This window comes from Streptomyces sp. NPDC005863, from assembly GCF_042871345.1.
Classification (GTDB): Bacteria; Actinomycetota; Actinomycetes; order Streptomycetales; family Streptomycetaceae; genus Streptomyces.
In genome coordinates, this window is record NZ_JBIAII010000004.1 from 219,691 (window position 1) to 235,464 (window position 15,774).

The following is a 15,774-nucleotide window of genomic DNA, read 5'->3' on the forward strand; positions in this document are numbered from 1 at the left end:
CTCTCGGCCTCCGGTGGGTGCGAGTCTCCCGTGACCCGTGGGACAAACCCGGCCGCCGCGCCGCCCGCCGCCGGGGGGGGCGGGTCAGAGCCAGTCGCGCGGGAGCGTCTCGTTCCAGGTGCGCGAGAAGACCCGGCGCTCGCCCTCGTAACCGTCCAGCGTCGCGTTGACGAAGAAGTTGTCCTCGTCGCACGTCATCACCGTCCTGGTCCGTACGTGCACGTCCCAGTCGCCCCGCTGGAACCGCATCGTCCAGTCCGTCTCACCGCCCACCGAGGTGAAGTCGTCACCGGTCGCCGTGTACCGCTCGTAGGCCCGGCAGCCGACGCCGAGCCCGATCTCGTCGTAGCGCACGGTGCCGCGGTCCTTGACGATCTCCAGCGCCCAGTCGTAGCCGATCAGGTCCCGCTTGACCTCCCAGCGCTGGTCCGGCGGGGTGATCTGGGTGGTGGCCAGCGGACGGGTGCCCTCGGGTTCGCCGAAGGGGCGCCGCGGCGCGTCGTCCGGTTCCGCCGTCGGGCGCACGGGGAGGCGCAGCGCGCTGGACCCCTCGTACAGGCTGAGCAGTGTGGGCCGGGGCGGGGGCCAGGCCAGCGGCCAGTACGAGGTGGACAGCGAGAGGCGGATGCGGTGGCCGGGCGGGAAGGACTGGGCGACGCCGTTCAGCTGGAGGGTCGCCCGGTAGCGGCGGCCCGGCTCCAGGGGTTCGGGCTCGCCCGTGCCGTCCCTGCGGGTCAGGTTGAGCACGCCGTAGGTGACCCGGGTGGCGCTGCCGTCGGGGGCGACGTCGGAGAGGCGCGCGGCGACCGTGGCCACCGGCTCGCTGACCGACAGGTCGAGCTCCACGGCGGGGGACCCGAGGATCTCCACCGTCTCGGTCAGCTCGGGGGAGTCGAAGACGAGGGAGCCGCCGTCCTCCTCGCGCTGGTCGTAGGGCAGGTCCGGGGGCGCGTTGTAGGAGGCCCACTTTCCGCCGAACTGGCCCACGGAGAGCGGTGACTGCACGGTCATGGCCTCGCCCTCGGCCGCCGCGTCCCCTTCGGCGTCCTGCGCCATCACGATGCGGTGCCGCCGCAGTGGGTGGCTGACCTCGGTGATGTGCGGGGAGGGCCACTCCGGCTCGGCGACCCAGCGGCCCGGGCGCTCCTCGTACGAGGTCGACGGCGGCACGCTCTCCTGCATCCAGGTCTGCAGCATCGGCCCGTCCATCACGCCGTTGTCCTCGCCCTTGAGCCAGTGGTCCCACCAGCGCACCACCTCCTGGAGGTAGCCGATGGCGGGGCCGGGCTCGCCCAGGTGCGGATACTTGTGCGACCAGGGGCCGATGAGGCCCTTGCGGGGCACGTCGAGGTTGCCGAGCAGCCGCGTCACCGCGTTGGAGTAGCCGTCGGCCCAGCCGCTGGAGGCGAGGACCGGGCAGCGGACGTCCCGGTAGTTCTCACAGACCGACGCGTGCCGCCAGTAGTCGTCGCGGCGCTGGTGGCGCAGCCATTCGAGCACCCACGGCTTGGCGGCGTCGAGCCGCTCGTGCCACATGTCCCGCCAGCGCTCGCCGACCACCGCCGGATCGGGCGGACAGGTCGCGTAGGCGAACATCGTGCCCGCCTCGGCGAGGTTGTCCGACAGCATCGCGCCGCCCATGTAGTGCATGTCGTCGGCGTACCGGTCGTCGGTGAACGAGGAGATGACGATCGCGCGCAGGCTCTCGGGCCGGCGGGCGGCGACCTGGAGGGCGGCGAACGCGCCCCAGGAGATGCCCATCATGCCGGTGGCGCCGTCGCACCAGGGCTGCTCCGCCAGCCAGGCGAGCACCTCCTCGGCGTCGGTCTGCTCCTGCTCGACATACTCGTCGGTGAGGACGCCCTCGGACTCGCCGGTGCCGCGCAGGTCCACCCGGACGCACGCGTACCCGTGCCCCGCGATGTAGGGGTGGTGCATCGAGTCGCGCTGCGAGCTCAGATCCCGTTTGCGGTACGGGATGTACTCCAGGACGGCCGGCACCGGGGTGTCGTCCGAGGACGTGGGGCGCCAGATGCGGGCCGACAGCCGGACGCCGTCGGACATGGGGATGACGACGTGTTCTTCTTCTTTCGTCGCGTACGGGAGATGGTCCACGTGACGCATGGAGCGGTGCCGTCCTCTCGGTTGCCTTCCCGCCGGGCGGGCGGGTTCGTGCGGGGGCGGGGGCCCGTGTCAGTCGTTGGTGACGTCGCGGCCGCCGGGCTCGGTGCCGTCGAAGGAGAGCCCGAGCGCGGCCACGGACCGGTCGTACTTGCGGCGCAGGTCTTCCTCACTGTCGCCGCCGGTGCTGATGTGCGCCAGCTCGAAGCTGTAGCTGTCCTGGTGGGTGGCGTCGGAGAGCCGCCGCCCCTCCTCGACGCCGACGTCGATGCGCACGCCCGGGATCTCGCGCTCGATGCGGTCGATCTCCTCGCGCGTCGGCACCTCGTGCGCGACGCCGTCGGCGAACCACCGGTAGTACCACTTGGCCGACGCCGCGTACGGCCCCTCGCGGTAGGGCAGCGCGGGGTCCTCGTCGAAGGCGAGACTGACCATGCAGTGGTGGTTGGGGACGCCGTCGACGTAGGCGAAGAGCTCCGCGTGCGCCTGGGAGTGCCGGGGGTTGATCTCCAGAAGGTTGATGGCGTCGGTGCTCGGGTCGTAGAAGTACTCGATGCTGAACGTCGCCGCGTCCATGCCGATCTGCCGGATCACCCGCTTCGACACGTCGTGCAGGCGCTGCTGCACGGGCTCCGGCAGGGCGGAGGGGTACTGGTGGCGCAGGAAGCAGGACGAGTCGGGGTAGTTGATCGAGTCGAGCACACCGTAGACGGTGACCTCACCGCGGTGGACGTAACCCTCCACGGCGACCTGGATGCCCGAGAGTGCCTCCTCCGCGAGGCAGACCTCGCCGCCGACGCCCTCCATCTCGGGCGGCAGCTCTATCTGCTCGAGAATGTGCTCGAAGGGCCGGCCGACCCGGCTGATGCCCTCCTTGATGCGGGCGACGGCCTCGCGGAACTCGTCCTCGTCCTTGACGCCGTAGGCCAGCTCGGAGGAGTACGAGAGGGCGGGCTTGAGCCACATCGGGAAGCGCACGCCCTCGGGCGGCTTCGGGTCGTCCGTGTCCAGATCGACCCGGCCGAAGCGCGGATGCTCGTCGATGACCTTCTGCTGCTCCAGCCGGCTCCAGTACTTGTGCTCGCACTTGACGATCGATTCCAGGCTGGTGTGGTGCGTGCCGTACCGCTCGCCCAGGATCGCCACGAGCGTGCTGACCGGGAAGTCCCAGTAGCCGACGATCGCGTCGATGGTGCCGTCGAAGGAGTCGAGGATCGACTGCGCCTTCTCGATCAGCGCCGGCACGGAGACCTCGCCGCCCTGGAGCTCCTCGACCGTGAGCAGCGGGTGGAAGCGGTACTCATCCGCACGGGGGACGCTCTCCAGGGCGGGCACATTGGCCTCGTCCAGTCCGATCACGAAAATGTTCCTGCGCTGTACAGCCACGATGCTCCTTCAAATGGGTTGAAGCGGCCGCGTACCCCGCTGCCCGGACAGGCACACGTGGACGGGCCGCGGGGAGATCCATGACTCCCGGCACGCCGATCGGCCATGCCCGGTCGGCGCGTCCGCCCCGGGTCCCGGATGCTGGGGCCATGACCTCGGGACCGGGCCCGCAGACGACACGCGCGGCACGCCTCGCCGCCTGGTGGACAGCGCTGCCGCCCGCGGCGGGCTCCGCGGTGATGGCCACCGGGATCATCTCCGTGGGCCTGTACCTCCTCGGACACGAGACGCTCTCCCGTGTCGCGCTGGTCCTGGCCTGCGCCGCCTGGCTGGGGCTCGCCGCCGACTTCGCGCTCCGGCTGCTGAGCCGGCGGACTCGCTGGCGGTCGGAGGCGGACACCCCGGCCGCGCTCACGGCGGTCGCCGCGACCGGGGTGCTCGGCACGCGCCTCGCACTCCTCGGACGCTCGCCCGTCGCCCTGGCCCTGCTGCTGCTCACCGCCGTCCTCTGGCTGGTCCTGCTGCCCGCCGTCGTGCGGCACTGGGGGCACCGCATGCCGGGCGCGGTCTTCCTCGTCTGCGTCGCCACCCAGGCCATCGCGGTGCTGTCCGCCACTCTGGCCGCCGTGCTGCCCGCGCGCCCGCTTTCCGCCGTCGCCACGGTGTTCTTCTGCCTGGGCCTGGTGCTGTACGCGGTCGCCTTCACCCGGTTCGACCTGGCGCAGGTCAGCACCGGGGCGGGCGACCAGTGGGTGGCGGGCGGGGCCCTGGCGATCTCGGCGCTCGCGGGAGCGAAGCTGCTCGCCGCGCCGCTGGTCACCGGGGCCCGGCACGACGTGCTGCGCGCGGTGACGCTGATCGCGCTCGGGCTGGACCTCGCCTGGTACCTCGTCCTGCTCGCTGCGGAGGTACGCCGGCCCCGGCTTCGCTACGACGTACGGCGCTGGGCCACGGTCTTCCCCATGGGCATGACGGCGGTCGCCACCCTCTCGGTGAGCGCCGCGACGGACGTCTCCTGGCTGCGGCAACCGGGGCGGGTGCTGCTGTGGATCGCCGTGGCGGTCTGGGTGTGCGTGTTCGTGGGGACGGTCCGGGCGGTGGCGGGGCGAGTCCGCGGATCCTCGTGATCCACCTCACCCGGGGCGACGACCGCCGACAGAGGTAAAAGGTCTACGCTTCTTTCATAGTTCTCGTACTCACGAGGCTCGTACGCACGAGCAGAGGAACCTGCCATGGAGACTGTGGAAACGGCGCGGCACACCCCTGCGGACCACCGCGAAGACGCCCCGCCCGAGCAAGAGCCGCGCGCCGCACGCCTGTTGGGCCGGCCCTTCGCCCTCGGCGGCCTGACCCTGCGCAACCGCATCGCGATGGCCGCGGTGACCCGGCGGTTCTCGCCGGACGGAGTGCCCGGCGAGGACGTCGCGGCCTATTACGCGCGGCGCGCCGCCGGAGGCGCCGGCCTGATCATCACGGAGGGCACCTACATACGGCGGGACGCGGCCGCCGCCTACGACCGGGTGCCGCACTTCTACGGTGAGCGGGCACTGGCCGGCTGGGCGCGGGTCGTCGAACGCGTGCACGCGGCGGGCGGCCGCGTCATGCCGCAGCTCTGGCACACCGGGGTGCTGCGCACCGGCGCGGCGCCGCACCCCGGCGTCTCCGCCGAGGGGCCGTCCGGTCTCGACCTCGACGGGCGCCCGCACGGCAGGGCCATGACGCTCGACGACATCGACGCGGTCGTCCGCGCTTTCGCCGAGGCGGCGGCCACCGCTGAGCGCATCGGCTTCGACGGCGTCGAACTGCATGGCGCCCACGGCTACTTGATCGACGCCTTCCTGTGGGGCGGCATCAACACCCGTACCGACGCCTACGGTGGCGACCCGGCCTCCCGCGCCCGGTTCGCCGCCGAGATCGTCGCCGCGGTGCGGGGCGCGGTCTCACCCGGATTCCCGGTCCTGTTCCGCCTCTCGCAGTGGAAGACCGACCACTACGACGCCCGGATCGCCGCACACCCCCGGGAACTGGAGGCCCTGGTGACCCCGCTCGCCGAAGCGGGAGTCGACGCCTTCCATGCCTCGACCCGCCGTTACTGGCTCCCCGAGTTCGAGGGCAGCGACCTGAACCTCGCGGGCTGGACGAAGAAGCTCACCGGCAAGCCGTCCGTCACGGTCGGCTCGGTGGGCCTCGACCGGCAGTTCGCGGGCGCGCCGGGGCGCACGCAGCGTTCCGGGGTCACCGGCATCGGCCCGCTCCTCGACCGGCTGGAGCGCGATGAGTTCGACCTGGTCGCCGTCGCCCGCGCCCTTCTGGCCGACCCCGACTGGGCCACGAAGGCTCTGACCGGCCGCCTCGACGAAGCGGTGCCTTATGACGCGGCGCAGTTGAGCACCCTGGTGTGAGGCACCGTTGCCGGCCCGGTGCGGTCGCGTGCTCGCCCGGGCCGGCCGCGACCGACGTGAAAGAGTTGGGGTGCCCGTACGAATCCCGGAGAGTGATCCACCATGACCTGGTCGGCGACCGAGCGGTACCGCCTGGAGTCCGCGCCCGGCGGCCTCGCACTCGTCCAGGATCTGCTCAACACCGTCGCCGCGGGCGGGCCGGCCCACCGGGACCTGCTCGCCGACGTGGCGGACGCGCAGGAGTGGACGAACGGGGCCACCGCGGCGTGGGCGGCTGTCACGGGTCGGCAGACGCCGCACGTGACGCTGGACGACGCGGCGCTGCGCGTGATCAGGGGCTTGCGTGACGCACTGCGCGAGGCCGCCGTGCCAGGCGCGGGGCCCCTGGCCGGGGACCACCCGGAGATCCCGGAGCACTCCGGCGAGGCCGCGCTGCGGCTCGGGGGCGACGGTGTCGTACGGCTCGAAGCCCGGGGCCACGGTGGGCATCAGCTCGTCGCGCTCGTCCTGGCCGAGGTCTACGAGGGGCAGCAGGCGGACACCGCACGACGCCTGAAAACCTGCCGCAACCCCGAGTGCCGCGTGGCGTTCTACGACCGTTCCCGCAACAACAGCGGGGCCTGGCACGACGTCAAGACGTGCGGCAACGCGGCGAACCTGCGCGCCTACCGCGCCCGGCAGCGGGAGCGGTAGGCACCGGAAACCTCCGGCGGCGACGGACCGGCCGAGGCGCGGCCGCCACCCGCACGGATCAGGACTCGATCGCGGTCAAGGCAGGAGCGCGGTCAGGACTCGATCGGCGTCAGGACGAAGAGCGGGATCTCGCGGGTCGTCTTCTTCTGGTACTCGGCGTAGTCCGGCCACGCCGCCACCGCCCGCTCCCACCAGAGCTCGCGCTCCTCGCCGGAGGCGACCCGCGCGCGGTAGTCCTTCTTGACGGGGCCGTCCTGCAATTCCACATGAGGGTTGTTGACGAGGTTGTGGTACCAGGACGGGTTCGCCGGATCACCGCCCTTCGAGGCCACCACCGCGTACTCCCCGGCGTGCTCGACGCGCATCAGGGGGTTCTTGCGGAGCTTGCCGCTCTTGGCGCCGACCGAGGTGAGGACGATGACGGGCTTGCCCTGCATGGTCGTCCCCTCCTTACCGCCGGAGCTCTCGTACTCGACGACCTGCTTGCTCGCCCAGTCCCACGTGCCGGGCTCGTATTCACCAGTCAGAGGCATACCTCGCCCAACGCGAGGCGATCCCGTCTTGTTCCGCTTCCGCCGCCGCCTCACCCGAACGCGTCCCCCCGATCGCCTCACCCGCACCTTCACCCCGACCTGCCGAACGTCCACGGCGACCGATGCGTTAGAAATGCCTCAAATGATTCATCACGGTGACAGCGGGTCATCGCGGCAGTGGGGGCGGACCATGGCGGGGCACGGCATACCCGAGGAGTATCTCGACGGCTATGCGCCGATGCTCGCCGCGGCGGCCGCGACCGGACGCAGGCCCACCCGCGAGGAGCTGGACTCGCGGCGCGCGCTGGGGGAGCGGGCCGCCGAGGCGGGGCTCGGGCTGCGGGCCCTGGTGCGCGTGCACCTGGCGGCGACCCGTGAGTACTGGCCCGCCGCGGCGACGGGCTCCGTGGACAGCGTGCTGGCAGCGGCTGAGCAAGCCGTGGACGCCCTCGCCGCGGGGTACGAACGCGCCCAGCGCCTCGCGGTCCGCCAGGAGGAGGCCGCCCGGCGGGAGTTCATCGACGACCTGTTGCACGGGCGCAGCAACCTCGGTCTGCTCGCCGAGCGCGCGGAACGCTTCGGGCTGCGCCTCTCGTACGAGCACGCCGTCGCCGTCGCCCAGGGGACCCGCGAGTACGAGGAGGGCGACGCGGTGGCCCGCGAGGTCGAGCGCGCGCTGATCGGCCGGTTCGGGGACCGCAGCATCCTGGTCACCACCAAGGACGGCCGGCTCGTCTGCATCGCCCCCGGCGACCAGGGCGAGGTGCTCTCCTTCTTCGCCAAGCACGCGTACACCGCCACCGACGGCGGCCGCGTCGTCATCGGCCGCCCGCAGCCCGGTCCTGGCGGTGTCGTCCAGTCGTACGAAGAGGCGCTCAACGCCCTGGACCTGGCCGAACGGCTCGAACTCGACGGGCCGTTGCTGCGCGCCGCCGACCTGCTCGTCTATCCCGTGCTGACCCGCGACCGGCAGGCCATGACCGATCTGGTGCTGCACACGCTCGGGCCGCTGCGGCAGGCCCGCGGCGGGGCGCAGCCCCTGATCGACACGCTCGCCGCCTACTTCGACGCGGGCTGCGTCGCGGCGGAGGCGGCCCGCAGGCTTTCGCTGAGCGTGCGGGCCCTCACCTACCGCCTGGACCGCATCCACCGCCTCACCGGGGCCAGCCCGTCGGACCCCGTGCACCGCTACACGTTGCAGACGGCGGTGATCGGGGCCCGACTCCTGCACTGGCCCGCCCAGGCGTTCTGAGCGGCGACCTGTGCGTTCTGAGCGGCGACCTGTGCGGGGTCGCCGACGCCCGGGAACCGGGGCGGATCAGCCCAGTTGCGGGATCTCGATGGCGGGGCAGCGGTTCATGACCATGTCGAGGCCCGCGGCGCGGGTCCGGTCGTACGCCGCCTCGTCGACCACGTCGAGCTGGAACCACACCGCCCGCGCGCCGGCGGCGACCGCCTCGTCGGCGACCTGGCCCGCCAGCGCGCTGTTGATGAACACGTCCACCACGTCGACAGGAAACGGCACGGCGGACAGGGACGCGTACCCCTGCTCGCCGTGGACCGTCTCGGCCTTGGGATGGATCGGCACGACGCGCTTGCCGAAACGTTGCAGGACGGCCGCGACGCCGTACGCCGCCCGGTCCTGGTTGTTGGACAGGCCCACGACCGCCCAGGTGTCACCGGACTCCGTGAGGATCTTGCGGACCGTCTCCTGGTCGCCGTACATGACCTGCCTCCTCGATCGGGCTCCGCGGCCGGATGCCGTCGAAGCCGTGGGCGCCGCTCGCCGAGCGCCGGATGCGTCAGACGTTCACACCGAAGTCCGACGCGATGCCGCGCAGCCCACTGGCGTAACCCTGACCGACCGCGCGGAATTTCCACTCGGCACCGTGCCGGTAGAGCTCGCCGAAGACCATGGCGGTCTCGGTCGAGGCGTCCTCGGACAGGTCGTAGCGGGCGATCTCCACGCCGTCGGCCTGGTTCACCACGCGGATGAACGCGTTGCGGACCTGGCCGAAGCTCTGGCCGCGCGTCTCGGCGTCGTGGATCGACACCGGGAAGACGATCTTCGAGATGTCGGCGGGCACCTGCGCGAGGTTGACCTTCACGGCCTCGTCGTCGCCCTCGCCCTCACCGGTGAGGTTGTCACCGGTGTGCTCGACCGAGCCGTCGGGGCTCGTGAGGTTGTTGTAGAAGACGAAGTGCTGGTCGGAGACGACCTTGCCGGAGTCGTCGCAGAGCAGCGCGCTGGCGTCGAGGTCGTAGTCGGTGCCGGTCGTGGTGCGCACGTCCCATCCCAGGCCGACCAGCACGGCGGTGAGGCCCGGGGCCTCCTTGCTGAGCGAGACGTTGCCGCCCTTGGCCAGGGAAACTCCCACGATGTCCTCCTGAGGTCCGAGTGTGTGTGCATGCCGGATGTCGGATGCCGGCTCCCCGAAATCTACAGGAATGTAGAAGTGGGGTGCGCGGTGGTGCCCCGTTACGATAGGGCGCTCCCCGTCCGCGGTGGAGTACACGGACGACGGAGGATTCCCGGGCATGACGCACCACGACGAGCGTGACGAGCGGCCGCCGCGGCTGCGCCGTCGCGCACAGGGCGAGCTGGAGTCGCAGGTGCTCGCCGCGCTGCACGCCGCGCGCGGCCCCGTCAGCGCGGCCTGGGTGCAGCAGCGGATCGGCGGAGACCTCGCGTACACGACCGTCATGACGATCCTCACCCGGCTGCTCGCCAAGGACGTGGTCACCCGCGAGCGCGCGGGGCGCTCCTTCGCCTGGACGCCCGCCTCGGACGAGGCCGGGCTCGCCGCTTTCCGCATGCGCAAGGTCCTCGACGGCGAGAGCGATCGCGAGGCCGTGCTCGCCAGCTTCGTCACGACGCTCACGCCCGACGACGAACAGCTCCTGCGCGAGCTGCTCGGGCAGGCGGGCGCCGAGGCCGACGACTGACGCCCGACGGGGGTTCTCCACTGATGGGTGTGTTCGTCTTCCTGCCGCTCGTGCTGCCGCTGACCGCGTGGCCGATCGCCCGCCTCGCCGAGCAGCATCTCCATCCGCGCACCGCGACGCGGCTGCTGACCGCCGTCGCCGGCGTGATGGCGCTCTGCAGCACCCTCTGTCTGGCGCTCCTCATGGTCGTCGGCACCGCCCAACTGCCGGGCAACCCCCTGCCGGACGGCTGGTCCGACCCCGAGGTGCGTGCGGCCGTCCCCTACGACGAGGTGGCGGGACGGGTCGCGATCCCCGCGCTGCTCGCCGTCTGGGCCGCGTGCGCCCGGACGCTGTGGCGGCACGCGCGGGTACGGGTACGGGGGCGGCGCGCCCTGGAGGGGCTGCCCGGCAACTCCGTCGCCGTCCTCGCCGACGAGGCGTCGTACGCCTACGCCCTGCCCTCGCGCGCGGGCGGCCGCGTCGTGGTCACCCGCGGCATGCTCTCCCGGCTCACGGCCCCGGAGCGCCGCGCGCTCTTCGCCCACGAGCGGGCCCACCTGTCCGCGCGGCACCACCGGCACCTGATCGTCACGCAACTCGCGGCCCGCGCCAATCCGTTCCTGCGGCCGCTGCGCACCTCCGTCGCCTACGCCGCCGAGCGGTGGGCCGACGAGGCGGCGGCGGGGGCGGTGCGGGACCGGCGTGTGGTGGCCCGCGCGATCGGCAAGGCCGCCCTCGTGTCGCGCGGTGTGCCCGCACCGACCCTCGCGGGCCTCGCGGCGCCCGGCCCTGTGCCGCGCCGGGTCGCCGCGCTGCTCGCTCCGGCGCCGGCCGTCCGCACCCGCCCGTCCGTGTTCACCGCGGTGGGGCTGGCCCTCTGGTCCGCGGCCTTCGGCACCGCCGTGTCCGCGATGTCCTCGGCCAACTCGGCCGTGACCATGGTCCTTATCCTGCGGGCGGCCACACCGCTGTGAGCGGCGCGGGGGCGCGGACCGGCCCGGGAGGCCGGCCCGCGAGGCGCGTCGGAGGCCGGATCAGAGGTCGAACTCGTGCGGCGGCAGCTCCAGCGCGAAGCACGCCTCGCGCACCACGGCCTGCTCGTCCTTGTCGAAGTGGCCGTCGGCGCCGCCGATGACGATGCCGATCTGGATCACCGCGCGGGCCTCCGCGGGCTTCTTCTTCGCCTTGGCGACCTCCTGAAGAACGCTCACCTTGCCGAACGCGAAGTCCGCGGTGAGCTTGTCCACATACGCGTCGAAGCGGCGGCGCAGGTCGTCCGCGGGGAAGTTCTGCAGGACCTCGTTCGAACCGATCAGCTGGGCCACGCGCTGGCGCTCGGACGGGTCGACGGTGCCGTCGGCGGCCGCCACCAGGGCGCACATCGCCATGCTGGCGTCGCGGAATGCGCCGCTCTTGAGGTCGTTCTTCTTCGCCATCAACTGGGTCTGCATCGTCGATGCGGATTCCTTGACGCGGTCCCACAGAGCCATGGGGAACTCCATAAATGTATCGATGTGTCGATGTATCAGGGGTGTTCGACGGGGTGCCCGGTACGCTGCGCGCAGGTCCGGGTCCCCGCCAATTTCTACAGCAGAGTAGAAACTAGCAGTCGGGCCGAGAAGTTCCCGCACAGCGGAAGGTGCGCGCCATGACGCCCACGGCACACGAACTCCTGCGGACCACGGCGGCCCGCCTCGCCCCCGACCCCGCCACGAACCCGCTCGTCCCGCGCATCGCCGACGGCTCGGCGCAGGTGCGCACGATCGCCGTCCTCGGCCTGGAGCAGCGGCACGTCATCCCCGCCGACCGGTGCTCCTTCCAGCACCTGTCCCGACGCGCGGCCGAGGCGAAGGACCTGGAGTCCGCCGCGTTCTTCGACACCCTGGCCGACGGGGAGAGCCTCGCAAGGGAACGGCTCACCCCGCTGCTCGACGCCTGCGAGGTGAGCAGGGACGAGGCGGCGACGTACGAGCCGCAGGCCGGCTGCCAGGCCTACCCCTCGTACGTGGCGTGGCTCGCCCTGAACGGTGAGCCGGCCGACGTCGTCCTCGCCCTCACCGCGAACTTCGAGGTCTGGGGCCGCAGTTGCGCCGCCATCGCCCGCGCGCTGCGCGACCACTACGGCTTCTCCGACGCGGCCTGTGGCTTCTTCGACCTGTTCGCGGAGCCCGCGCCGGACCTCGACCGGCAGGCGCTCGCCGCGGTGCAGGCGGGCCTCGACCGGGGCCGTGTGACGGCGGCACACCTGCGCTTCGGGCGGCTGGTGGCACGGTACGAGGAGATGTTCTGGGAGACGGTCGCGCGGGGCGAGGGGGACGGAAGGGCGTAACGGCCGCTTCCCAGACGCTTCCCGCGCGGAGTACGGTCCTGCCAGCTCGGACCAGAGGCTCTTCGGACCAGAGGCTCTGGTTCCGGGCGCGATCGAAGTTTTCGGCGCATCCGACCTCGGGGGTACGCGCGTGACCACACCGACCGCCTCTACCTCCCGCGGTCTCAGTGGCGGCGCCATCGGGACCGGGGACCTGGTGTTCTTCGTCGTGGCCGCCGCCGCGCCCCTTACTGTCATGGCCGGGGTCGCGCCGGTGGCCATCGGCATGGCGGGCGGGGCGGCACCGCTCGGCTATCTGATCTCCGGGCTGCTCCTCATCGTCTTCGCCGCGGGCTTCACCGCCATGAGCCGTTTCGTGCGCAACGCCGGCGCCTTCTACGCGTACATCGCACGGGGGCTAGGGAGGCCGACCGGGGCCGGCTCCGCCTACGTCGCCCTCTTCTCGTACAACGCCATCGAAGTCGGGCTGCTCGCCGCCTTCGGGTGGTTCGCCGAGTCCGGCGTCGAGGACCTGACCGGGGTCCATGTGCCGTGGTGGCTCTGGGCGTTGGCCGGACTCGTCGCCATCGGCGTGCTCGGCTACCTCAAGGTGACGCTGAGCGCCAGGATCCTCGGCGTCGCGCTCGTCCTCGAGGTGCTGGTGCTGCTCGTCTTCGAAGGGGGTGTCGTCGCGGACGGGGGAGGCCCGCGCGGACTCGATCTCGGTACGCTCTCGCCCGGCGGCCTCGGCAACTCCGGGGTGGGCGGCATGTTCGTGCTGGCCATCGGGGCCTTCGTGGGCTTCGAGGCGACCGCCATCTACGCGGAGGAAGTGCGGCGCCCCGAGCGGAGCGTGCCCCGCGCCACCTGCGTGGCCGTGGCGTTCCTCGCGCTCTTCTACACCTTCACCGTCTGGATGATCATCAACGCGTACGGCTCCGACCGGGCCCAGGCGGTCGCGAGCGGGGACGGCGGCACCGACATGGTGTTCTCGGCCACCGAGCGGTTCGCCGGAGCGTGGGCCTCCGACTCCATGCATGTCCTGCTCATCACCAGCGCCTTCGCCGCCACCCTCGCCTTCCACAACGGCGCCGCCCGCTACTTCTATGCGCTCGGCAGGGAGGGCCTGTTGCCGGCCCGGCTCGGCACCGTCTCCGCGCGGACGAAGGCGCCGGCCACCGCCGTCGTCGTCCAGTCGGGCATCGCGCTCGCCGTGACCGTGCTGACGATGGCCGTCGGAGCCGACCCGTACACGGTGATCTTCCTGTGGACCAGCGGCTCCGGCATCCTCGGCGTGATGCTCCTGCAGGCGCTCACCGCGCTCGCCGTGTACGGCTTCTTCCGCGCGGACCGGCGCGGTATGCCGGCCTGGCGGGTGGTCGCCGCCCCACTCGTCGCGTGCGCGGGGCTCGCCGTCATGATCGTCCTCGTCTGCGCCGACCTCGACCTGCTCACGGGCGCGTCGACCGGTGTGAACGTGGCCCTGATCGCGCCGCTGCCGGTGCTGTTCGCGGCCGGGGTGGTGCCGGCGCTGCGGATCAGACGACGCGACGCGGCGGCGTACGAGCGACTGACGACGGTGGACGCCGACCGGGTGTGACCGCGGACGCGGAGACGGCCCAGCACGAGACCACGGCACCACGAGACCACGACACCCGAGACCTTGAGCAAGGAGCAGCGGCAGTATGGCGGCGACGACCCTCGTCTTCCTGGGCACGGTACGCACCGGCGGTAGCGGTAGCGGTAGCGGTGACGGCGGCAGTGACGGTTTCGATGGGGGGAGCGGTCGGCCCGACGGGACCCGCACCGGTGACAGCACGGCGCTCGCCGTGCGCGACGGCCGGATCGTCGCCCTGGGGGACGAGGCGCGGGCCCTCGCCGCGACGGCGGACGAGGTCGTCGACATCGGGACCGGACTGCTGATGGCCGCCTTCGGGGACGGCCACGCCCACCCGCTCTTCGGCGGCCTCGAAAGCTTCGGCCCGCAGATCAAGGAGCTGGACTCCGTGGACGCGATCGTCTCCGAAGTGGGGCGGTGGGCGAAGGAGAACCCCGATACGGAGTGGGTCGTCGGCGCCTCCTACGACCCCGCACTCGCCCCCGACGGTGCGTTCGACGCGCGCTGGCTGGACGCCGTCGTCCCCGACCGGCCCGTCGTCCTGCGTGCCCACGACTACCACACGGTGTGGTGCAACACCGAGGCGCTGCGCCGGGCCGGGGTGACCGGGACGACCCCCGAACCACGTCTCGGCTGGATCGTGCGGCGCGCGGACGGCAGCCCCCTGGGGACGTTGCGCGAATGGCACGCCTGCGACCTGGTGCTCGACCAGGTGCCCGCGCGGGCCACGGACGACCTCGTGGAGGCGGTGCGCAGGGCCGGGCACGCGTACGCGCGCGCGGGCATCACCTGGGTCCAGGACGCCTGGGTCGAACCGGAGATGGCCGAGGCCTATCTCGTTGCCGCGCGGAGCGGAGCCCTCTCCGTCCGGGTCGACCTCGCCCAGCGGGCCGACCCCGACCGCTGGCGCGAGCAGCTCGGGCCGTTCGCCGCGACCTGCGCGCGGGTGGCCGCCGACGGCGGGGAACTGCTCACCGCGCGGACGGTGAAGTACTTCAGCGACGGCGTCATCGAGGGCGGTACGGCCGCCATGCTCGCCCCCTACCTCGACGCGCCCCACAGTTGCGGCATGCCGGTCTGGGAGCCCGGTGCGCTCGCCGAGGCGGTGCGGGCCTTCGACGCCGAGGGGTTCCAGACCCACATCCACGCCATCGGAGACGCGGGCGTGCGCGCGGCGCTGGACGCCATCGAGTCCGCGGTGGCCGCCAACCCCGCCTGGGACCGGCGTCCGGTGATCACCCACGTCCAGGTCGTCGACTCCGCCGACCTGCCGCGGTTCGCGGCGCTCGACGTCATCGCCAACTTCGAGCCGCTGTGGGCCCAGCCGGACCCGCTCCAGACCGAGCTGTCCATCCCGCGCATCGGCCCGGAGCGCGCCGGGCGGCAGTACCCGATGGGCGAGCTGGCACGCGACGGCGTGCGGCTGTCGTTCGGCAGTGACTGGCCCGTCAGCTCGCACGTGCCGCTGGAGGGCATCCAAGTCGCCGTCACCAGGCGTACGTTCACGGGGGAGCCGGCCGGCGGCTGGATACCGCACCAGCGGCTCACCGTCGACCAGGCGCTGACGGCGGCGACGGCCGGCGTCGCCCACCAGGCGGGCGCCGACGGCCGCCTGGAGCTCGCGCCGGGCGCCCCCGCCGATCTGGTGCTGCTCTCCGCCGACCCGAGGGCGGCCGACCCCATGGAGATCCGGCACGCGCGCGTGCGGGGCACCTGGCTGGGTGGCCGGCCTACATATCGGGCTGCCGGAGAGTGAGCGCGCGCCCTCCTGCAGAGCCCTTCCTA

General features: G+C 72.4%; 15 protein-coding genes. 9 read left to right on the plus strand and 6 right to left on the minus strand.

Going from position 1 to position 15,774, the window contains the following annotated elements:
• Nucleotides 1-84: 84 nt before the first annotated feature.
• Entirely contained in the window at nt 85-2,124 is a 2,040-nt protein-coding gene (locus ACFYO9_RS17240) for a CocE/NonD family hydrolase (RefSeq protein ID WP_358775826.1), read from the minus strand.
• 69 nt (nt 2,125-2,193) lie between these two features.
• Nucleotides 2,194-3,507, minus strand: coding sequence for an acetyl-CoA carboxylase biotin carboxylase subunit family protein (locus ACFYO9_RS17245; RefSeq protein ID WP_388666387.1), 1,314 nt, complete (start codon nt 3,505-3,507; stop codon nt 2,194-2,196).
• A gap of 149 nt (nt 3,508-3,656) precedes the next feature.
• Here ACFYO9_RS17245 and ACFYO9_RS17250 point away from each other — a divergent pair, with 149 nt between their 5' ends.
• The 3 genes from ACFYO9_RS17250 to ACFYO9_RS17260 all read left to right on the plus strand — a co-directional run bounded on the left by ACFYO9_RS17250 (nt 3,657) and on the right by ACFYO9_RS17260 (nt 6,602).
• On the plus strand, nt 3,657-4,634 hold the full coding sequence (locus ACFYO9_RS17250) for a tellurite resistance/C4-dicarboxylate transporter family protein (protein ID WP_358775828.1): 978 nt from the start codon (nt 3,657-3,659) through the stop codon (nt 4,632-4,634).
• A gap of 105 nt (nt 4,635-4,739) precedes the next feature.
• Nucleotides 4,740-5,909, plus strand: coding sequence for an NADH:flavin oxidoreductase (locus tag ACFYO9_RS17255; protein WP_358775829.1), 1,170 nt, complete (start codon nt 4,740-4,742; stop codon nt 5,907-5,909).
• Nucleotides 5,910-6,011: 102 nt separating this feature from the next.
• Complete coding sequence (locus tag ACFYO9_RS17260; RefSeq protein ID WP_355806724.1) at nt 6,012-6,602, plus strand: CGNR zinc finger domain-containing protein; 591 nt, start codon at nt 6,012-6,014, stop codon at nt 6,600-6,602.
• Nucleotides 6,603-6,694: 92 nt separating this feature from the next.
• Here the strand turns inward: ACFYO9_RS17260 and ACFYO9_RS17265 are convergent, their stop codons facing one another.
• Nucleotides 6,695-7,135: a nitroreductase family deazaflavin-dependent oxidoreductase gene (locus ACFYO9_RS17265; protein WP_358775831.1), complete on the minus strand. Its 441-nt coding sequence runs from the start codon at nt 7,133-7,135 to the stop codon at nt 6,695-6,697.
• A gap of 190 nt (nt 7,136-7,325) precedes the next feature.
• Here ACFYO9_RS17265 and ACFYO9_RS17270 point away from each other — a divergent pair, with 190 nt between their 5' ends.
• Entirely contained in the window at nt 7,326-8,387 is a 1,062-nt protein-coding gene (locus tag ACFYO9_RS17270) for a helix-turn-helix domain-containing protein (protein WP_358775937.1), read from the plus strand.
• A gap of 66 nt (nt 8,388-8,453) precedes the next feature.
• Here ACFYO9_RS17270 and ACFYO9_RS17275 read toward each other — a convergent pair whose 3' ends face one another.
• Together ACFYO9_RS17275 and ACFYO9_RS17280 are read right to left on the minus strand one after the other, a co-directional pair.
• A complete protein-coding gene (locus ACFYO9_RS17275) occupies nt 8,454-8,861 on the minus strand; it encodes a CoA-binding protein (protein ID WP_358775833.1) in 408 nt (135 codons plus the stop codon).
• A gap of 76 nt (nt 8,862-8,937) precedes the next feature.
• A complete protein-coding gene (locus tag ACFYO9_RS17280; protein ID WP_355806729.1) occupies nt 8,938-9,513 on the minus strand; it encodes a TerD family protein in 576 nt (191 codons plus the stop codon).
• 160 nt (nt 9,514-9,673) lie between these two features.
• On the opposite strand from ACFYO9_RS17280, the gene ACFYO9_RS17285 reads away from it, so the two are divergent.
• Entirely contained in the window at nt 9,674-10,081 is a 408-nt protein-coding gene (locus tag ACFYO9_RS17285; RefSeq protein ID WP_355806730.1) for a BlaI/MecI/CopY family transcriptional regulator, read from the plus strand.
• A 23-nt stretch (nt 10,082-10,104) separates the two neighbouring features.
• Nucleotides 10,105-11,037: a M56 family metallopeptidase gene (locus ACFYO9_RS17290; protein WP_358709098.1), complete on the plus strand. Its 933-nt coding sequence runs from the start codon at nt 10,105-10,107 to the stop codon at nt 11,035-11,037.
• A 60-nt stretch (nt 11,038-11,097) separates the two neighbouring features.
• On the opposite strand, the gene ACFYO9_RS17295 is transcribed toward ACFYO9_RS17290, so the two are convergent.
• Nucleotides 11,098-11,553, minus strand: a complete 456-nt coding sequence (locus ACFYO9_RS17295; RefSeq protein WP_355806732.1) for a TerB family tellurite resistance protein — start codon at nt 11,551-11,553, stop codon at nt 11,098-11,100.
• Between the two features lie 158 nt (nt 11,554-11,711).
• Here ACFYO9_RS17295 and ACFYO9_RS17300 point away from each other — a divergent pair, with 158 nt between their 5' ends.
• From ACFYO9_RS17300 to ACFYO9_RS17310, 3 genes are all read left to right on the plus strand, one after another.
• Nucleotides 11,712-12,392 carry a transcriptional regulator gene (locus ACFYO9_RS17300; RefSeq protein WP_358775834.1) on the plus strand — a complete coding sequence of 227 codons (681 nt, stop codon included), beginning with the start codon at nt 11,712-11,714 and terminating at the stop codon, nt 12,390-12,392.
• Nucleotides 12,393-12,522: 130 nt separating this feature from the next.
• The gene (locus ACFYO9_RS17305) at nt 12,523-13,971 is read left to right on the plus strand and encodes an APC family permease (protein ID WP_358775836.1); all 1,449 of its coding nucleotides are present in this window, start codon (nt 12,523-12,525) and stop codon (nt 13,969-13,971) included.
• Between the two features lie 85 nt (nt 13,972-14,056).
• Nucleotides 14,057-15,745: an amidohydrolase gene (locus ACFYO9_RS17310; protein WP_358775837.1), complete on the plus strand. Its 1,689-nt coding sequence runs from the start codon at nt 14,057-14,059 to the stop codon at nt 15,743-15,745.
• Nucleotides 15,746-15,774 lie beyond the last annotated feature (29 nt).